The organism is Nonomuraea sp. NPDC054003 (assembly GCF_055585125.1).
This window is the reverse complement of the sequence record NZ_JBVJKR010000003.1, coordinates 283,535-298,766: the sequence shown is the minus strand read 5'-3', so window position 1 is coordinate 298,766 and position 15,232 is coordinate 283,535. Positions and strand designations below refer to the sequence as shown.

At 72.7% G+C, this 15,232-nt stretch carries 15 protein-coding genes; 9 read left to right on the top strand and 6 right to left on the bottom strand.

Annotated features, from left to right (window positions below; genetic code table 11):
* Positions 1–39 precede the first annotated feature (39 nt).
* Positions 40–765, bottom strand: a complete 726-nt coding sequence (locus tag ACZ6YG_RS08945) for a 16S rRNA (uracil(1498)-N(3))-methyltransferase (protein WP_466017604.1) — start codon at positions 763–765, stop codon at positions 40–42.
* 167 nt (positions 766–932) lie between these two features.
* On the opposite strand from ACZ6YG_RS08945, the gene ACZ6YG_RS08940 reads away from it, so the two are divergent.
* Positions 933–3,671 (top strand): sensor histidine kinase, encoded by a 2,739-nt coding sequence (locus ACZ6YG_RS08940; protein ID WP_466017603.1) that lies wholly within the window; start codon positions 933–935, stop codon positions 3,669–3,671.
* A gap of 27 nt (positions 3,672–3,698) precedes the next feature.
* Here the strand turns inward: ACZ6YG_RS08940 and dnaJ are convergent, their stop codons facing one another.
* Together dnaJ and hrcA are read right to left on the bottom strand one after the other, a co-directional pair.
* Positions 3,699–4,841 (bottom strand): molecular chaperone DnaJ, encoded by a 1,143-nt coding sequence (dnaJ, locus tag ACZ6YG_RS08935; protein WP_148033490.1) that lies wholly within the window; start codon positions 4,839–4,841, stop codon positions 3,699–3,701.
* 11 nt (positions 4,842–4,852) lie between these two features.
* The gene (gene hrcA, locus ACZ6YG_RS08930; protein WP_148033491.1) at positions 4,853–5,872 is read right to left on the bottom strand and encodes a heat-inducible transcriptional repressor HrcA; all 1,020 of its coding nucleotides are present in this window, start codon (positions 5,870–5,872) and stop codon (positions 4,853–4,855) included.
* Between the two features lie 446 nt (positions 5,873–6,318).
* Between hrcA and ACZ6YG_RS08925 the strand changes: the two genes are divergently transcribed.
* From ACZ6YG_RS08925 to ACZ6YG_RS08915, 3 genes are read left to right on the top strand one after another with little or no spacing between them, the layout of a single operon-like run.
* Complete coding sequence (locus ACZ6YG_RS08925) at positions 6,319–6,879, top strand: hypothetical protein (protein ID WP_261808756.1); 561 nt, start codon at positions 6,319–6,321, stop codon at positions 6,877–6,879.
* A gap of 17 nt (positions 6,880–6,896) precedes the next feature.
* Complete coding sequence (locus ACZ6YG_RS08920) at positions 6,897–7,706, top strand: DUF3097 domain-containing protein (RefSeq protein WP_219544117.1); 810 nt, start codon at positions 6,897–6,899, stop codon at positions 7,704–7,706.
* Positions 7,703–8,374 carry a DUF4870 domain-containing protein gene (locus ACZ6YG_RS08915; RefSeq protein ID WP_271280100.1) on the top strand — a complete coding sequence of 224 codons (672 nt, stop codon included), beginning with the start codon at positions 7,703–7,705 and terminating at the stop codon, positions 8,372–8,374. Before ACZ6YG_RS08920 ends, ACZ6YG_RS08915 begins: the two co-directional genes overlap by 4 nt.
* On the opposite strand, the gene hemW is transcribed toward ACZ6YG_RS08915, so the two are convergent.
* Positions 8,367–9,587 (bottom strand): radical SAM family heme chaperone HemW, encoded by a 1,221-nt coding sequence (gene hemW / locus ACZ6YG_RS08910; protein WP_466017602.1) that lies wholly within the window; start codon positions 9,585–9,587, stop codon positions 8,367–8,369. The genes ACZ6YG_RS08915 and hemW overlap by 8 nt on opposite strands.
* A gap of 99 nt (positions 9,588–9,686) precedes the next feature.
* Between hemW and ACZ6YG_RS08905 the strand changes: the two genes are divergently transcribed.
* Complete coding sequence (locus ACZ6YG_RS08905; protein WP_148033495.1) at positions 9,687–10,937, top strand: glycoside hydrolase family 18 protein; 1,251 nt, start codon at positions 9,687–9,689, stop codon at positions 10,935–10,937.
* A 60-nt stretch (positions 10,938–10,997) separates the two neighbouring features.
* On the opposite strand, the gene ACZ6YG_RS08900 is transcribed toward ACZ6YG_RS08905, so the two are convergent.
* On the bottom strand, positions 10,998–11,630 hold the full coding sequence (locus tag ACZ6YG_RS08900; protein ID WP_364228310.1) for an MOSC domain-containing protein: 633 nt from the start codon (positions 11,628–11,630) through the stop codon (positions 10,998–11,000).
* A gap of 75 nt (positions 11,631–11,705) precedes the next feature.
* On the bottom strand, positions 11,706–11,975 hold the full coding sequence (locus ACZ6YG_RS08895) for a hypothetical protein (RefSeq protein ID WP_271280096.1): 270 nt from the start codon (positions 11,973–11,975) through the stop codon (positions 11,706–11,708).
* Positions 11,976–12,114: 139 nt separating this feature from the next.
* Between ACZ6YG_RS08895 and ACZ6YG_RS08890 the strand changes: the two genes are divergently transcribed.
* The 4 genes from ACZ6YG_RS08890 to ACZ6YG_RS08875 all read left to right on the top strand — a co-directional run bounded on the left by ACZ6YG_RS08890 (position 12,115) and on the right by ACZ6YG_RS08875 (position 15,203).
* The gene (locus tag ACZ6YG_RS08890) at positions 12,115–12,309 is read left to right on the top strand and encodes a hypothetical protein (RefSeq protein ID WP_466017601.1); all 195 of its coding nucleotides are present in this window, start codon (positions 12,115–12,117) and stop codon (positions 12,307–12,309) included.
* Between the two features lie 180 nt (positions 12,310–12,489).
* Entirely contained in the window at positions 12,490–12,930 is a 441-nt protein-coding gene (locus tag ACZ6YG_RS08885) for a hotdog family protein (RefSeq protein WP_466017600.1), read from the top strand.
* Positions 12,858–13,484, top strand: coding sequence for a heme ABC exporter ATP-binding protein CcmA (gene ccmA, locus ACZ6YG_RS08880; protein ID WP_148033499.1), 627 nt, complete (start codon positions 12,858–12,860; stop codon positions 13,482–13,484). Before ACZ6YG_RS08885 ends, ccmA begins: the two co-directional genes overlap by 73 nt.
* Before the next feature lie 27 nt (positions 13,485–13,511).
* Complete coding sequence (locus ACZ6YG_RS08875; protein WP_466017599.1) at positions 13,512–15,203, top strand: DUF6297 family protein; 1,692 nt, start codon at positions 13,512–13,514, stop codon at positions 15,201–15,203.
* Positions 15,204–15,232 lie beyond the last annotated feature (29 nt).

Here is a 15,232-nt window from a genome sequence, read left to right as displayed (position 1 = left end):
CACTCCCCCACCCACCCGCGTCACCGGCCCTCCCGGGTGTCACCAGCGTCCTGTACGGGTGAGCAGGACCGCCGCGGCGGCCACCCCCGCGGTCGAGGTGCGCAGCACCGTCGGCCCCAGCAGCACCGACGCGGCCCCCGCCGCCAGGAACTCCGCCAGTTCACGCTCCGACACCCCGCCCTCGGGCCCGACCACGACGACGATGTCACCGTCGTCCGGGAGCGCCACCCGCGACAGCGGCGCCGCGGCCTCCTCGTGCAGCACCAGCCCCAGCGCCGCCCCGGCCAGCAGCTTCACCGCCCCGGCCGTCGAGACCGGCTCGGTCACCTCGGGCAGATGGAAGCGCCGGGCCTGCTTGCCCGCCTCGCGGGCCGTCGACCGCCAGCGCTGCAGCGCCTTGGCCACCTTGTCGCCCTTCCACTGGGTGATGCTCCGCGACGCCTGCCAGGGAACGATCACGTCGACACCGGCCTCGGTCATCATCTCGACCGCCAGCTCGCCCCTGTCACCCTTCGGCAGCCCCTGCACGACGACCAGTCTCGGCCTGGGCGGCGCGACCTCGTACCTGCCCCGGACCTCCACCCGCAGCGAGTCCTTGAGCACCTCCAGCACCACGCACTCGGCCACCGACCCCGCCCCGTCGGTGAGATCCACCCGCTCCCCGGGCCGCAACCGCCTGACGGTGGCCGCGTGACGCCCTTCGGGGCCGCCGAGCACCAGCTCGGGGCCGTCGAGCTCGCCCGTCAGGAACACCGGAACCGTCACCAGCCACCTCGGATTCTCCACGTTACGCAACCACACGAACACCCTGCGCAATATCGTGTCCCGTGCAGCCTTCCTGAGATCACTCTACGAGGGGGTCGATGGCCGTCTCTCCCGCTCGCCGACGCGCGCCAGAACCGGGCGGTGTCCGAGAGCACGTGTCGCGGCCGATGCGCGTCAGGACGCGTCTCGTGCTCGTGCTGGCCGTGCCCACACTCCTGCTGATCACCGGGATGGCCGCGGAGGCGGCGGCCCGCCTGCACGCCCGCGCCGACGCCGACGCCACGGCCCGGCACGTGACACTGGTGCTCGCCGTCCAGGATCTCGTCCACGCGCTCCAGCGCGAACGTGCCCTCCTCGCGGCGCTGCTCGCCGGCGAGCCGCGCGTCAGGCCCGACCTCGCCCCCGCCCGCCACGCCACCGACCACGCCCGTTCGGCCCTCTCCCACCTGCTCGCCACCGCCCCTCCCACCGCGTACGGACCAGTACGCGACGCGCTCGCCCGCCTCCCCACCCTCGACCGCCCTCGCACCGGCACCCCGGCCCTCGCCCTGTCCCCCGACGCCCCCGCCACTCCCGGCGGCCCCCTTTCCCGCACCCGGCAGGCGACTCCCACACCGACCGCACCACTGGTGGGCCCTTACGGCGCGCTCGTGAGCCCAGGAGCCGCCACCCTGACCACAACCACCGATGGCGTCGCGCCGCCCACGTGGGACATGACCGCTGATGGCGCCGCGAACCCCACCCTCGACAGGACCGCCGAAGGTGCCTCAGACCCCGCCGTGACCCCTACTCAGGACGCGGTGGCCGGTACCGAAGGGACGGGGGTCGCCGGCGTGACTTCCACCCAGGGTTTGACCGGCAAGACGGAAGGCGTCGGTGCCGAGATCGGTGCGTCCGCTGGTCGGAGGGTGCCGGTCGACAGGGGGCCGAGGGTGCGGCAGGACGTCTTCGAGGCGTTCACCGATGTGATCACGGAGTTGGCAGACGGGTCGTTCGGCACGGAGGTCGGCCGGACAGACCCGTCGCTGCTGAGACCGTTGCAGGCGCTGGAGGCTATCAGCCGGGCCAAGGAGGCGGCCGCACGGCAGCGGGCGGTGGCCGCGGCGGCCTTCGCGACGGGCGCGTTCACCCAGGTCGAGTACATCACCTTCCTGGAGGCCCGCGCCTCCATGACGGACGCCCTGGACCGGTACCGCCGAACCGCCGGTCCTGAAGGCGTGGCCGCGCTGGAGCGGGCGCAGCGGGGCGCTCCGGCGGCCAGGACGGCACGGCTGGAACGCCGGGCCCTCGCCGCCTCCCCCGGCACGCCTCTGACGGTCCGCACGCGTACCTGGCTCGCGGCCAGCGGCGCCTACGCCGACGCCCTGCGCGCCGTGCAGCACGTGGCCGGACGCGAAGCACATGTCCTGGCGACGGCGGCCCGCGAACGCCACACCCGGCACCTGACCTGGCTGGCCGGTCTGGGTGCCGCGTTCCTGCTGGTCATGGGGGCACTGGGGGCGCTCATGGCACGTTCGATCACGCGTCCCCTCCGCAGGCTCACCGGCGAGGCCACCGCCCTGGCGCGCCACATCGCCACCCTGGAGGCAGCGGAGACGCCCCGCCTCGCCGTCCCCGGCACGCCCCCGTCCGGCCTCCACGCCCCAGGGACTCGCCCCGCCCACCTGTGGCGCGCCTACGACGCCTCTTTCCCTCTGCCGTCCGCACGCCTTCCAAGCCTCGGAAATGCCTCGTACGGGAGAGAAACCCGCAGAGCCGGGACTCCAGGCCAGCCGGCGAGCCGCCCGACCTCGGACGCGCGCCAGGACCACTCGCGCGAAGTCCCAGGCCTCTCATTCCGCGTCAAACACCCACTCAGCGACAGAACCCACTCGCTTCCCAGCAAGCACCCCCTCAGGGTCGAGCCCACACACGAGAACACAACCCGGGACAAGCACCCTCTGGAGGTCGCGCCACCGTACGAAAGCACATCCCGCGACAAGCACCTCCAGGGAGGCGAGCCTCCGTACGAGAGCACGTTCCGCCTCGGTGAGGAGCCCGCGCGGGGGACCGCTTCGGGCTTCGGGGGGGCCTCCTACGGTGGGAAGGGCTCGGACAAGGTCAGCGGGGCGATCCGGAGCGGGGGAACCGCTGGGGAGTTCGCGCGGCTGGCAGGGGCGCTGGGTGACATGCATGAGGCGGCGGTGCGGATCGCGGCCGGGCGGGCGGCGATCCGGCGGGACGCGGCCGCGTCGCTGGGCGAGCTGGGGACGCGGCACCGGGATCTGGTGCACCGGCAGCTGACGTTCATCAGCGTGCTGCAGCGCGACGAGTCGGATCCCGCCGTGCTGGCCAGGCTGTGCGAGCTGGACCGCGTGACCAGCCGTCTGCGCAGGAACGCCGAGAGCCTGCTGGTCCTGACCGGCACGCGGGGGCAGCGGCGCTCGTCGGAACCGGTGCCGGTGGACGAGGTGCTCCGGTCGGTGCTGGCCGAGGTCGAGGAGCACCACCGGGTGGCGCTGCGGGTGGTGGGCCGGGCGCACGTGCGGGGTCCGGTGGTGGCGGAGGTGGCGCACATGCTGGCCGAGCTGATGGAGAACGCGCTGGGCTACTCGCCGCCCGAGTCGGAGGTGGACGTGGTGTCACGGGCCGCCGAGGGTGAGTGCCGCGTCACGATCTCCGACTACGGCATGGGCATGACGGCCGGGGAGCTGGCCGCGGCCAACGCCAGGCTGCGGGGCGAGCAGAGCTTCCTGGTGGCGCCGACCCGCTGTCTGGGCCACCACGTGGTGGGCAGGCTGGCCGAGCGGCTGGGCGTGCGGGTGTCGCTGCACCCGTCGCCCGGCCGCGGCGTCACGGCACAGGTGACCCTCCCGGAGGAGCTCCTGGCCGTGCAGCCCGCGGAGGCGGTCAACGGGTCCCGGTGACCGGCCGCCCGCCGCCGCGTCCCGTCGTCAGCGGCCGTTGAAGGCGTCGCGGAGACGGGAGAAGAAACCCTGCTGGCCGGGCGCGAACTTGCCCGGCGGCCGCTCCTCGCCGCGCAGCTTGGCCAGCTCGCGCAGCAGCTCCTCCTGCGGGGGGTCGAGGCGGGACGGGGTCTCCACGTTCACGTGGATGAGCAGGTCGCCGCGGCCGGTCTCGTTGAGGCGCTGCACGCCGCGGCCGTACATGGTGATGACCTGACCCGACTGCGTGCCGGGGCGGACGTCGATCTCCTCGGCGCCGTCGAGGGTCTCGACGGTGAGCACGGTGCCGAGCGCGGCGGCCGTCATCGGGATCTGGACGGTGCAGTGGAGGTCGTCGCCGCGCCGCTCGAAGATCTCGTGGGAGCGCTCGACGATCTCCAGGAAGAGGTCGCCGGGCGGGCCGCCGCCGGGGCCGATCTCGCCCTCGCCGGCGAGCTGGATGTGGGTGCCGTCCTCGACGCCCGCGGGGATGCGGACCTTGATCGTGCGGCGGGTGCGGACCCGGCCGTCGCCCGAGCACTCCTGGCACGGGTGGCGGATGATGCTGCCGAAGCCGCCGCACTGCGGACACGGCCGCGTGGTCATGACCTGCCCGAGGAAGGACCGGGTGACCTGGGAGATCTCGCCGCGGCCGTTGCACATGTCGCAGGTGTCGGGGTGGGTGCCGGGCGCCGCGCCGACGCCCTGGCACACCTCGCACAGCACGGCCGTGTCGACCTGGAGCTCCCGGGTGGTGCCGAACGCGGTCTCGCGCAGGTCGAGCTCGACCCGGATCGTCGCGTTGCGGCCGCGGCGGGCGCGCGAGCGCGGGCCGCGGGCGCCGCCCGTGGCGGTGCCGAAGAACGCGTCCATGATGTCGCTGAACGGGAAGCCGGCGCCGAAGCCGCCGCCCGGCGCACCCGCCCCGGCGCCGCCGAACGGGTCGCCGCCCAGGTCGTACATCTGGCGCTTGTTCGGATCGGAGAGCACCTCGTAGGCCTGCGTGATCTCCTTGAACCGCTCCTGCGTGGCGGGGTCAGGATTCACGTCGGGGTGCAGCTCGCGGGCCAGCCGGCGGTAGGCCTTCTTGATCTCGTCCTGACTGGCGTCACGGCGCACCCCGAGGGCGGCGTAATAGTCGCTGTTTGCCACTTATCGACCTCTTAAGATGCAGCCAGAATCTGGCTGACGTAGCGTGCCACCGCGCGCACGGCGCCCATCGTCACGGGGTAGTCCATCCTGGTGGGGCCCAGAACGCCGAGCCGGGCCAGTTGGTTGTCGCCTTGACCGTATCCCGTCGCGACGATGGACGTGCCCCGCAGTCCGGTGTAGGCGTTCTCCGATCCGATGCGCACGGTGAGGGCGGAAGGTGTGTCTGAGGAAGTCTCGCCGAGCAGGCGCATGAGCACCACCTGCTCTTCCAGCGCTTCGAGCACCTCGCGCAGGCCGACGCTGAGGTCGGCGCCGGCGAGGTTGGCCGCCCCGGCGAACACGATCTTCTCGTCGTGCCGTTCGACGAGCGTCTCCAGCAGGACGGACAGGATCGTGGCCATCGCCGGCCGCTCGTCGACCGGCAGCCGCTCGGGCAGGTCCGAGACCAGCTCGGGCACGCTGCTCAGGCCGCAGCCGTCGAGGCAGTCGTTGAGCACCCCGCGCATGTGGGCGATGCGGTGCTCCTCCACCACCTCGGGCAGCTCGACCATGCGCTGCTCGACGCGGCCCATGTTGGTGATCAGCACCAGCATGACGCGGCGGTCGTGGAGCGGAACCAGCTCGACGTGGCGCACGGTCGAGCGGTTGAGCGTCGGGTACTGCACGACGGCGACCTGACGGGTGAGCTGCGCGAGCAGCCGCACCGTGCGCATCACCACGTCGTCGAGGTCGACCGCTCCCGCCAGGAACGTCTCGATGGCCCGGCGCTCGGCCCCCGACAGGGGCTTGACCTGGGAGAGCCTGTCGACGAACAGGCGATAGCCCTTGTCCGTCGGCACGCGCCCGGCGCTGGTGTGGGGCTGGGCGATGTAACCCTGCTCCTCCAGCGCCGCCATGTCGTTTCTCACGGTCGCCGGCGACACCTTCAGATTGTGACGCTCGGCGAGCGCCTTGGAGCCCACCGGTTCGTTGGTCGAAACGTAGTCTTCGACAATGGCGCGTAGCACCGCGAGCTTCCGATCGTCGAGCACGTGCGCACCTCCTACCGCCGCTTTCAGGGAAACGCCAGACCTAGCACTCTGTGTTCCCGAGTGCCAAGTGTACGGGTCTCGCTCACAGGGTGCGATAACACCGTTGTCCCCGCTGCTGGCACGCGTGAACGACAAGCATCACAATTGCCGACATGAACGACAATCCACCCCAGCGGCCTGTTGATCCGCCTTCAGGGCAGGATCCTCCTTTTGGTCAGCCTTATCCCCAGGGTGAACCTTCCCCGTACGCGCCGCCACCCCCACATTCCGGCCCGAACCCGTACGGATCTCAGCCCTCCGGCCCCTACGGGCCCCCGCCCCAAGCGGGTCCCGGGCCGTACGGCGGGAGTCCGTACGGTCAGCAGCAGCCCGGCTACGGGTACGGGCAGCAGCCGCAGTTCGGCGGGCCGCAGTACGGGCCGCCGGGAGCACCCTACGGACGCCAGGTGGACCCGAAGGAGCTCCGCCCGCGGCTGCGGTGGATCGCGGTCGCGTGGGGCGTGGCCGTCGCGTGCGTCGTGGCGGGCGTGGTCCTGTTCGTCACCGGCATCGTGAACACCGTCGAGGACATCGCCCCGTCCACGACGTTCGCCGCCGGCGAGACGGTCACGGTCTCGCTCGACCCCGACGACCGACCGTCCGTCTACGTCTCCACCGACGCCCGGGTGAACTACCGCTGCGAGATCTCCGGCGGGCCCGGCCAGGCGCGGCTCGTCAACGCGCCGGGCTCGCAGACGGTGACGGCCGGCAGCCGGACGTGGGAGCAGATCCTGCTGGTCAACGCGCCCGCCGCGGGCGAGTACCAGCTCACCTGCGTCATCCAGGAACAGGGTGACGTGCTGTTCGGCGTGGGCAGGGACGCGCTCTCGGCGGCCGGCGGCATCGTGGGAGGGCTGGCGGCGCTGCTGCTCATCCCCGGCGTGGGCGTGCTCGGCGCGATCATCGTGACGGTGGTCGTCCTGATGCGGCGGAGCGGCCATCGCAAGCGCCTCGCGACGGCCGGGTGATTTGCTACGGTCCCCGTGTGTACGACGGCGATGTTCTAGCGGGAAACTGGCGGCGTCCCGGCAAAGGGAAGATCCCCCAAGTGGCCGCCGAACCGGACCTGGTCGTGGAGGACGCCGACAGCGGCTTCTGCGGCGCGGTGGTGGCCTGCGACAAGGAGGCGGTGACGCTGGAGGACCGCTTCGGCAAGCGGCGGCTGTTCCCGCTGGCGCCCGCCGCTTTCCTGCTGGAAGGGCGGGTCGTGACGCTGGTGCGACCGCAGGCCGCCGCGCCCCAGGGTCACAGGCGCAGCGCCTCGGGGTCGATCGCGGTCGAGGGGCTGCGGGCCAGGGTCGCGAGGGAGAGCCGCATCTACGTCGAAGGCGTGCACGACGCGGCGCTGGTGGAGAAGATCTGGGGTCACGACCTGCGGGTCGAGGGCGTGGTCGTGGAGTACCTGGAAGGCGTCGACGACCTGCCCGCGATCGTCGGCGAGTTCGGCCCCGAGCCGGGGCGCAGGCTGGGAGTGCTGGTCGACCACCTGGTGCCGGGTTCCAAGGAGAGCCGCATCGCGGCCCAGGTGACCTCGCCGCACGTCCTCGTGGTGGGCCACCCGTACGTCGACATCTGGCAGGCGGTCAAGCCGTCCGCGCTGGGCATCCGGGCCTGGCCCGAGGTGCCGCGCGGGGTTCCGTGGAAGGAGGGCGTGATCGCCGCCCTGGGCTGGCGGATGGAGCCGGCCGACGCGTGGCGGCGCATTCTGGGCGCCGTCTCGACCTACGCCGACCTGGAGCCGGAGCTGCTCGGCCGGGTCGAGGAACTGATCGACTTCGTTACGGAGGCATCGTGAGCCAGGATCCGCACCCACCGCCGTCCGACGAGGACGCGACCCGCCGCATCCCCACCGACAACCCCCCGCAGGGCTACGGCCCGCAACCCGGCTCCGAGCCCGGGTACAGGTACGGCCAGCAGCCCGGTTCCGAGCCCGGCTACGGGTACGGACAGCAACCCGGCCACGGCTACGGGCAGCAGCCCGGCTACGGGTATGGGCAGCAACCTGGCCACGGGTACGGACAGCAACCTGGTTACGGCTACGGGCAGCAGCCACAGCCGCCGTACGGTCACCAGCAGCCTCCGTACGGTTACGCCGCCCCCCACCGGCAGCAACCGCACGTCCCCGGCAGGTACGGCCCGCGCCCGGGCACCGACGACACCACCATGGCCATGGTCTCCCACCTGCTGGGCCTGCTGGTCTCCTGGGTCGGCCCGCTGATCGTCTACCTGATGAAGAAGGACGAGTCCCCGTACGTCAGGGACCAGTCGGCGGAGGCGCTGAACTTCCAGATCACCATGTTCATCGGCTTCATCGTCGCCGCCCTCTTCTCGATCATCCTGATCGGCCTCCTGCTGCTGCCGATCGTCTGGATCATCGCGCTGATCTTCCAGATCCAGGCCGCCATCGCGGCGCAGCGGGGCCAGAACTACCGCTACCCGATCAACATCCGCCTCATCACGTGAGCAGGTCGCGGACCAGCGCGTCCGCCAGCAGCCGGCCGCGCAGGGTGAGCACCATGCGCCCGGCCTTGAACACCTCCGGCTCCAGCAGCCCGCCGGCCAGCGCCGCGGCGACCTTCGGGCGCGCGCCGGGCGCCACGTCGGCCAGCGGGTAGCCGGAGTCGAGCCGCAGCTCCAGCATGAGCCGCTCGGTCTCGCGATCCTCGGCGGTCAGTTCCTCGCGGGCGTGCGCGGGCGAGTGGCCGGCGGCCAGGCGCTGGGCGTACGGGGCCGGATGCTTGACGTTCCACCACCGGGTGCCGCCGACGTGACTGTGGGCGCCGGGGCCGACGGCCCACCAGTCGCCGCCGGTCCAGTAGAGCAGGTTGTGGCGGCAGCGGGCGGCGTCGCCGGTGGCCCAGTTGGACACCTCGTACCAGCGGAGCCCGGCCTCGGCCAGCATCTGGTCGGCGATGAGGTAGCGGTCGGCGGCCACGTCGTCGTCGGGCATCGGCAGCTCGCCGCGCCGGATCCGGGCGGCGAGACGGGTGCCGTCCTCGACGATGAGGGAGTAGGCCGAGACGTGGTCGGGCCCGGCCTCGACGGCGGCGGCCAGGGAGGCGCGCCAGTCGTCGTCGGTCTCGCCGGGAGTGCTGTAGATCAGGTCGAGGTTGACGTGATCGAACCCGGCCTTCCTGGCCTCCAGCACGGCCTGGCCGGCCCTGCCTGGGGTGTGTTGCCGGTCGAGCACCCGCAGGACGTGCTCGCGGGCGCTCTGCATGCCGAAGCTGACCCGGGTGAAGCCGCGCTCGCGCAGCTCTTCGAGGTAGCGCGGGTCGACGGACTCGGGGTTGGCCTCGGTCGTCACCTCGGCGCCGGGCGCCAGGCCGAACTCGGCGTCGATGGCCGCGAGGATCCTGCCCAGGTCGCGGGCGGGAAGCAGGGTCGGGGTGCCGCCGCCGAAGAACACCGTCTCGACCGGCAGCCGGGTCTCGCCGAGCACCCGCCGCGCGAGCCGTACCTCCGCTATCGCGGTGTCGGCGTAGTCGCCGTGTGAGGCGCCGGGGCCGAGCTCGGCGGCGGTGTAGGTGTTGAAGTCGCAGTAGCCGCAGCGCGTCACGCAGAACGGGACGTGCACGTAGAAGCCGAACGGCCGCTCGCCGAGGCCGCGCAGCGCGCTCTCGGGCAGCTCGCCGGAGGCGGGCGCGGGATCTCCGTCAGGCAGCGTGGAAGGCACGTCTCCAGTCTGCCCGGTCCCATTGACTGCCCGATCCAGGAGATCTACGATCCGGGACAACTTATAGGAAAGTTTCCTATAAGTCAGGAGGCGCACCCCGTGAAGAAGAGCATCCTCATCGCCCTCTCCGTCTTACTGTCCCTGACCGTGACCGCGCTGCCCGCCGAGGCCGGAGGCGACCGTTTCAAGCGGGTCGCGTACTTCGTCCAGTGGGGCGTCTACGGGCGCGACTACCACGTCAAGGACGTCGACACCAGCGGCGCCGCCGCCAAGCTCACCCACGTCAACTACGCCTTCGGCTTCGTCGACGCCGCCGGTGACTGCTACTCCCCCGACCCGTGGGCCGACTGGCAGCGGCCGGTGCCGGCCGAGCAGAGCGTGGACGGCGTCGCCGACGCGCCCGGCCAGGCCCTGAACGGCAACCTCAACCAGCTCCGCAAGCTCAAGGCCAAGCACCCCCGGCTGAAGGCGCTCATCTCGCTGGGCGGCTGGACCGGCTCGAAGCACTTCTCCGACGCCGTGCTCACTCCCGAGTCGCGCGCCAGGCTGGCCGCCTCCTGCATCGACCTGTGGCTGCGCGGCAACCTGCCCGGCCTGGAGCCCGGCGCGGGCGCGGGCGTGTTCGACGGCATCGACCTCGACTGGGAGTGGCCGGGCTCGTCCGGCGCCGAGGGCAACGTGATCAGGCCGGAGGACAGGCGGAACTTCACCCTGTTCCTGGAGGAACTGCGCGCCCAGCTCGACGCGTACTCCCGTGACGCCGAGCTGAGCGCCTTCCTCCCCGCCGCCGCCGCGAAGATCGACGCCGGTTTCGAGGTGCGGCGGGTGTTCGACCTGCTCGACTTCGCCACCGTCCAGGGCTACGACCTGCGCGGCAACTGGGAGCTCCGGACGGGCCACCAGGGCAACCTGTTCACCGACGGGCGCGACCCGAACGAGGTCCGCTACAGCGTCGACCAGACCGTCCGCGACTACCTGCGGCGCGGCGCCCCCGCCCGCAAGCTCGTGATCGGCGTCCCCGCGTACGGGCAGGGCTGGACCGGCGTCACCGGCGGCGGGAAGGGCCTCTACAAGGCGGCCACCGGCCCCGCCCCCGGCAAGTGGGCCGCCGGCGTCGAGGACTACAAGGACCTCGTGACCAAGCCGGGCAAGCGCCACCGCGACCTGCTCACGGGCACGCTCTGGATGTACGACGGCAACGAGTTCTGGTCGTACGACGACCCGGCGGTGATGCTGCAGAAGGCCGCGTACATCCGGCTCAAGGGGCTGGGCGGCGCCATGCTGTGGTCCATCGACCAGGACGACTCCCGCGCCTCGCTCACCACGGCGCTGCACAAGGTCCTGAGGTGACCTCCCCGCGTTGATCCCTCGCGTGGGCGCGCTCGCGCCCACGCGGGGAGTCCCCCGAAGCTACGAGGGCACGCCCAGGACACGCTCGGCCACCCGGTCCCATCGCTCGTCGTATCCGGGGACCTCCAGGATGCGGCGCAGGAGCTCCTCGTCGCCGTGGTAGGCCAGGAAGGACTCGGCCACGGTCACGCTCGCCGCCGGCCGGTGGACCACCTCCACCTCGTCGCCCACGCCCAGCTCGCCCAGCTCCAGCACCCTGAGGTACGCGCCGGGCCGGGCGGCCTCGGTGAAGCGCTTGACCCAGCGGGGCTCGTCCAGCCAGTTGCGGAAGACCACGCACGGAACCCGCGGGGCCGCCACCTCCAGGAGCGTGCTGCCGATCCGCCAGCGCTCCCCGATCAGCGCGCCGTTGACGTCCAGCCCCGAGGTCGTGAGGTTCTCGCCGAACCTGCCGTCACGCAGCTCGCGGCCCAGCTCCCGCTCCCACCAGTCGTAGTCTTCCCTGGCGTAGGCGTAGACGGCCTGGCCGGGGGATCCGTGGCTGGGTTTGTCGGCGCGCTCGTCACCGGCCAGGCCGTTGGCCAGGACCGCCACCCGGTGGGTCACCGGCCGCTTGTCGATGGCCGTGCGCTTCAGCTTCCCGGCCCAGTCAGCGTCGACAGCTTGCCCGATATTTACCGATATAACACGCATACGGGGGACGGTATCGGAGCCTCCTTGCCTTGAGCGATGAAGTACCAGGCCAGACAGGTGACCATCTCCGCCACGTCAGGCCCGGTCGTCGGCGAGGTCTAACAAGGTCTCCAGGGCGGCCTGGCGCGCCTCCTCCACGGACGCGCCCCGCTCCCCGAAGCACTCGGCCGCCACGTCGAGCAGCGCCGTCACCACGGCGGCGTCGGGATAGGGCACGTCGACCACGACCTTGCCGTCGTCGCCCAGCACCGCCGGCCTCATGTGGGCCCGCAGCAACCGCCGCGTCTCCTCAGCCACGGCGACCCCCAGCACAGCGGCACGCTCCATGCGCTCAGCAGCCATCATCTCACCCTCCAGTCGCACAGGTGTTCGGATGCCCAAGCTAACGGGACCCACCGACAAAACCCCGGCCCCGTCGACTTAGAAAGCACCGCTCGACACGATCGCTTGGCAATCACTACCGACCGATAGGCGATGGAGAGTCATGGACACACAGCGGCTGCAGTCCGGGCTGCGCCTGGTCGCACGCGGCCTGGAAGAGGTCGGGGCGGCGCTCGGCGAGCACGAACCGGCGAGCGGGGACGAGTGGACGGCCCGGGTGATCCAGGAGTGGGGGTTGCCGCGGGCTCACCCAGAAGGAGTCCTCGGAGCTTCCCAGCGCCACAGGTTCGCCCTCTAGATCACCGAGGGCTGGACACGCGGCGACTGGGTCGAGATCGGCGACGACGGCCTGCGCTACCTCACCGGCAAGTCGCACCGCTGGCTGGAGGAACGGCGACGAGCTTCTCCGTACGCGGCTACGAGATCGACGCGCAGGGCCACCTCGACAACGCAGTACGGCGACCACGCCCGGTGGGAGTTGCTGCGCGCGGCCGGGATCGAGGCGGACGACCTGCGCAGGGGCGGCGTCGGCCCGATCACACTGGAGAACACCATCCGCTACCTCCGCGTGGGCGACGAGGTGGATGTGACGTGCGCGTTCGAGTGGGGCGAGGGCAGGACCTTCCGGGTGCGGCAGGAGTTCCCGCGCCCTCCCGGAGAGCCGGCCGCCGAGCTGACAGGCGTCGGCGGGCTGCTCGACCTGCGCGCGCGACGGCTGCTCGACCTGCGCGCGCGGCGGCTGGTCGACGATCCGAAGGCCCGACGGCGGGAGCTGGCGACCTCACCCGAGCTGCTGGTCTCTGACCGCCGACCCCGCACCTGCGCGACGATGGCTAGGCTTGGGATGTGGACGACAAGATCATCAAGGTTCGCGGCGTCACGGTCGAGCTCGAAGGCGTTCCCGTGCTGCGAGACCTGAGCCTGGCGGTCGCGCGCGGCGAGGTGGTGGCCGTCGTCGGCCCCAACGGGTCGGGGAAGTCGACCCTGCTGCGCTGCCTGGCCGGGCTGGTGCCGGTGTCCGCCGGATCGGTCGAGGTGTTCGGCGCGCCTCCAGTCGACGGGCCCGTCTTCTGGCGCCGGGTGGCGTGGGCGGCCGACGAACCGGCGTGGTACCCGGGGTTGACCACGCGCGAGCACCTGGAGCTGATGCGGGCCGTCCACGGCGAACCCCGGCTGGAGGTCGAGGAGACGCTGGAGCTGTTCGGGCTGTCCGCGCGGGCCGACGCGCCTCCGCTCAACCTGTCCACCGGCCAGCGCCAGCGCCTCGCCCTGGCCGCCGCCCTGATCAGACCCAGCGAGCTCCTCCTGCTCGACGAGCCCGAGCGCGGCCTCGACGCCGCCTTCCGTGAGCGGCTCGGCGCCCTTCTCGCCGGCTACGCCGCCGCCGGCGGCACCGTCGTGGCGGCCACCCACGACGCCGCCCTCGCCACCGGCGCCCGCCAGGTCTTCCCGGGCAACCAGCTCACGTCCTGACCGCCGTCCGATCATCGAGAAGGAACCATGAACGACGCCACCGACGCCCGCCTCGCACGCGCGTTCGTCCGGTCACGGCAGCGCCGGCCGGTCAGCCTGCTCGACCGGTACGTCTCCGTCTTCATGCTGGCCATCGCCGTGGCCGTCTTCGGCAACCCGGTGACCACGGCCGTGACGGGGCTCGCCGGGCAGGTGGACGCGGCCCGGATGGGGCCGGGGGTGGCGCTGGTGATGCTTGCGCTGGCCGGATTCCTGGCCCTGGGACGGGCGGCGGGCCCGGTGGTGCTGCCGGCCGCCGACGCCTCGTGGCTGCTGCTGTCGGGCGTCGGCCGCCGAGGGCTGCTCGGGCGGCCCGTCCGGATCCTCGCGGTGATCACGCTCGCGGCCGGGGCGCTGCTCGGGCTGGCGTTGCTCACCGCGCTGGGGGCTCCCGACCAGCTCGTCTGGCGGCTGCTCGCGGCGGTGGTGCTGGGGATGTCGGCGAGCGCCGGCGGGATGGCCCTGGCCGTGCTCGGCCAGGGATCGCAGGCGTGGCAGACGTGGTCGACGGTCGCGCTGGTGGCGGTGCTGGCGGTGGCGGTGGCCGCGGCCATCGGACCGGCGCGCGAACCGCTCGCCGCCGTCGCCGCCGCGCCGGCGCAGGCCCTCGGAGCCGCCGCGGCGGGCGCGCTGGCGGCGGCCGCCCTTCTGGTACGTCATGCGTGGACGGCGCTCGACCGGATACCGGCGGGCACGTTGATGGGCGCGGCGACGAGGGCACGCCATCTGACCACGGCGGCGACGCAGCTGGATCCCGGCGCGCTCACCTGGGCGGCCGAGGACGATCACTGGCGTGGCAGGCGGCTGCGTTCCCGGCGCTGGCCGTCGCTGCCGGCCCCGCTCGCGCTGGCCTGGCAGGACTGGCGCCGGGTGGCGCGCCGCCCCGGCCGCCTGGCCCTGATGGCGGCCACCGCTACCCTCCCAGCCCTCCTCACCCAAGCCACCGGCGCCGCCCCCACCAACCTTGGCCGCGGATCAGCCACAGAAAGCCTCACGGGGATGCCGGACGCAGGAAGTCTCGCAAGCGCCGGAGGCGGGCAGAGCGCAGAGAAGTTCGCGCAGATCGCAGGCGGGCCAACCGCAGAGAACCTCACGGGCATCGCAAGCGGGGCCGTTGCCGGTGGTGGGGGGCCGATGGAGGGGGTCGGTGCGCTGGTGGGTGGGCTGGCGCCGACCGCGTTGCTCATCGGCGGGGCACTGGCCGTGGCGGCGAGCGCGGTGGCCGGGGCGCGGCGGGACGCCGACAATCCGGCGCTCGCCCGGCTGGCCGCCGTCGGCACGCGCGCGGCCCTGCTGGCCCGCGCGCTGCTGCCGGCGCTGCTCGCCGCCGCCTGGATGGCCGCCGCGCTCGGCTGGCTGGCGGCGGCCGGGGCCGTCGCGGGCCCGTGGTGGGCGTTCGGACCGCTGGCCGCGCCCGCCCTGGCGGCGGGCGCGCTCCGGATGGCCCGCAGGCCGCCCGTGGACCACTCGCTGCCGCTGATCGACACCCCGGCGGGCGCCATCCCGACGGGCCCGGTGTTCTGGGCGGCCACCGGCCCGGACCTGGCCCTGCTGGGCTGCCTCCCGACGCTCGCCGCACTGGTCGCGCAGCCCGCGGACCCGTCAGGCCACCTGGCCGCCCAAGCCGTCACCGGCCTGGGCGCGCTCGCCGCTTACGCGTACCGACAGAAGGCTCGATAAGCGCCGACCCGCTGCCGGCCGCGCGTTCG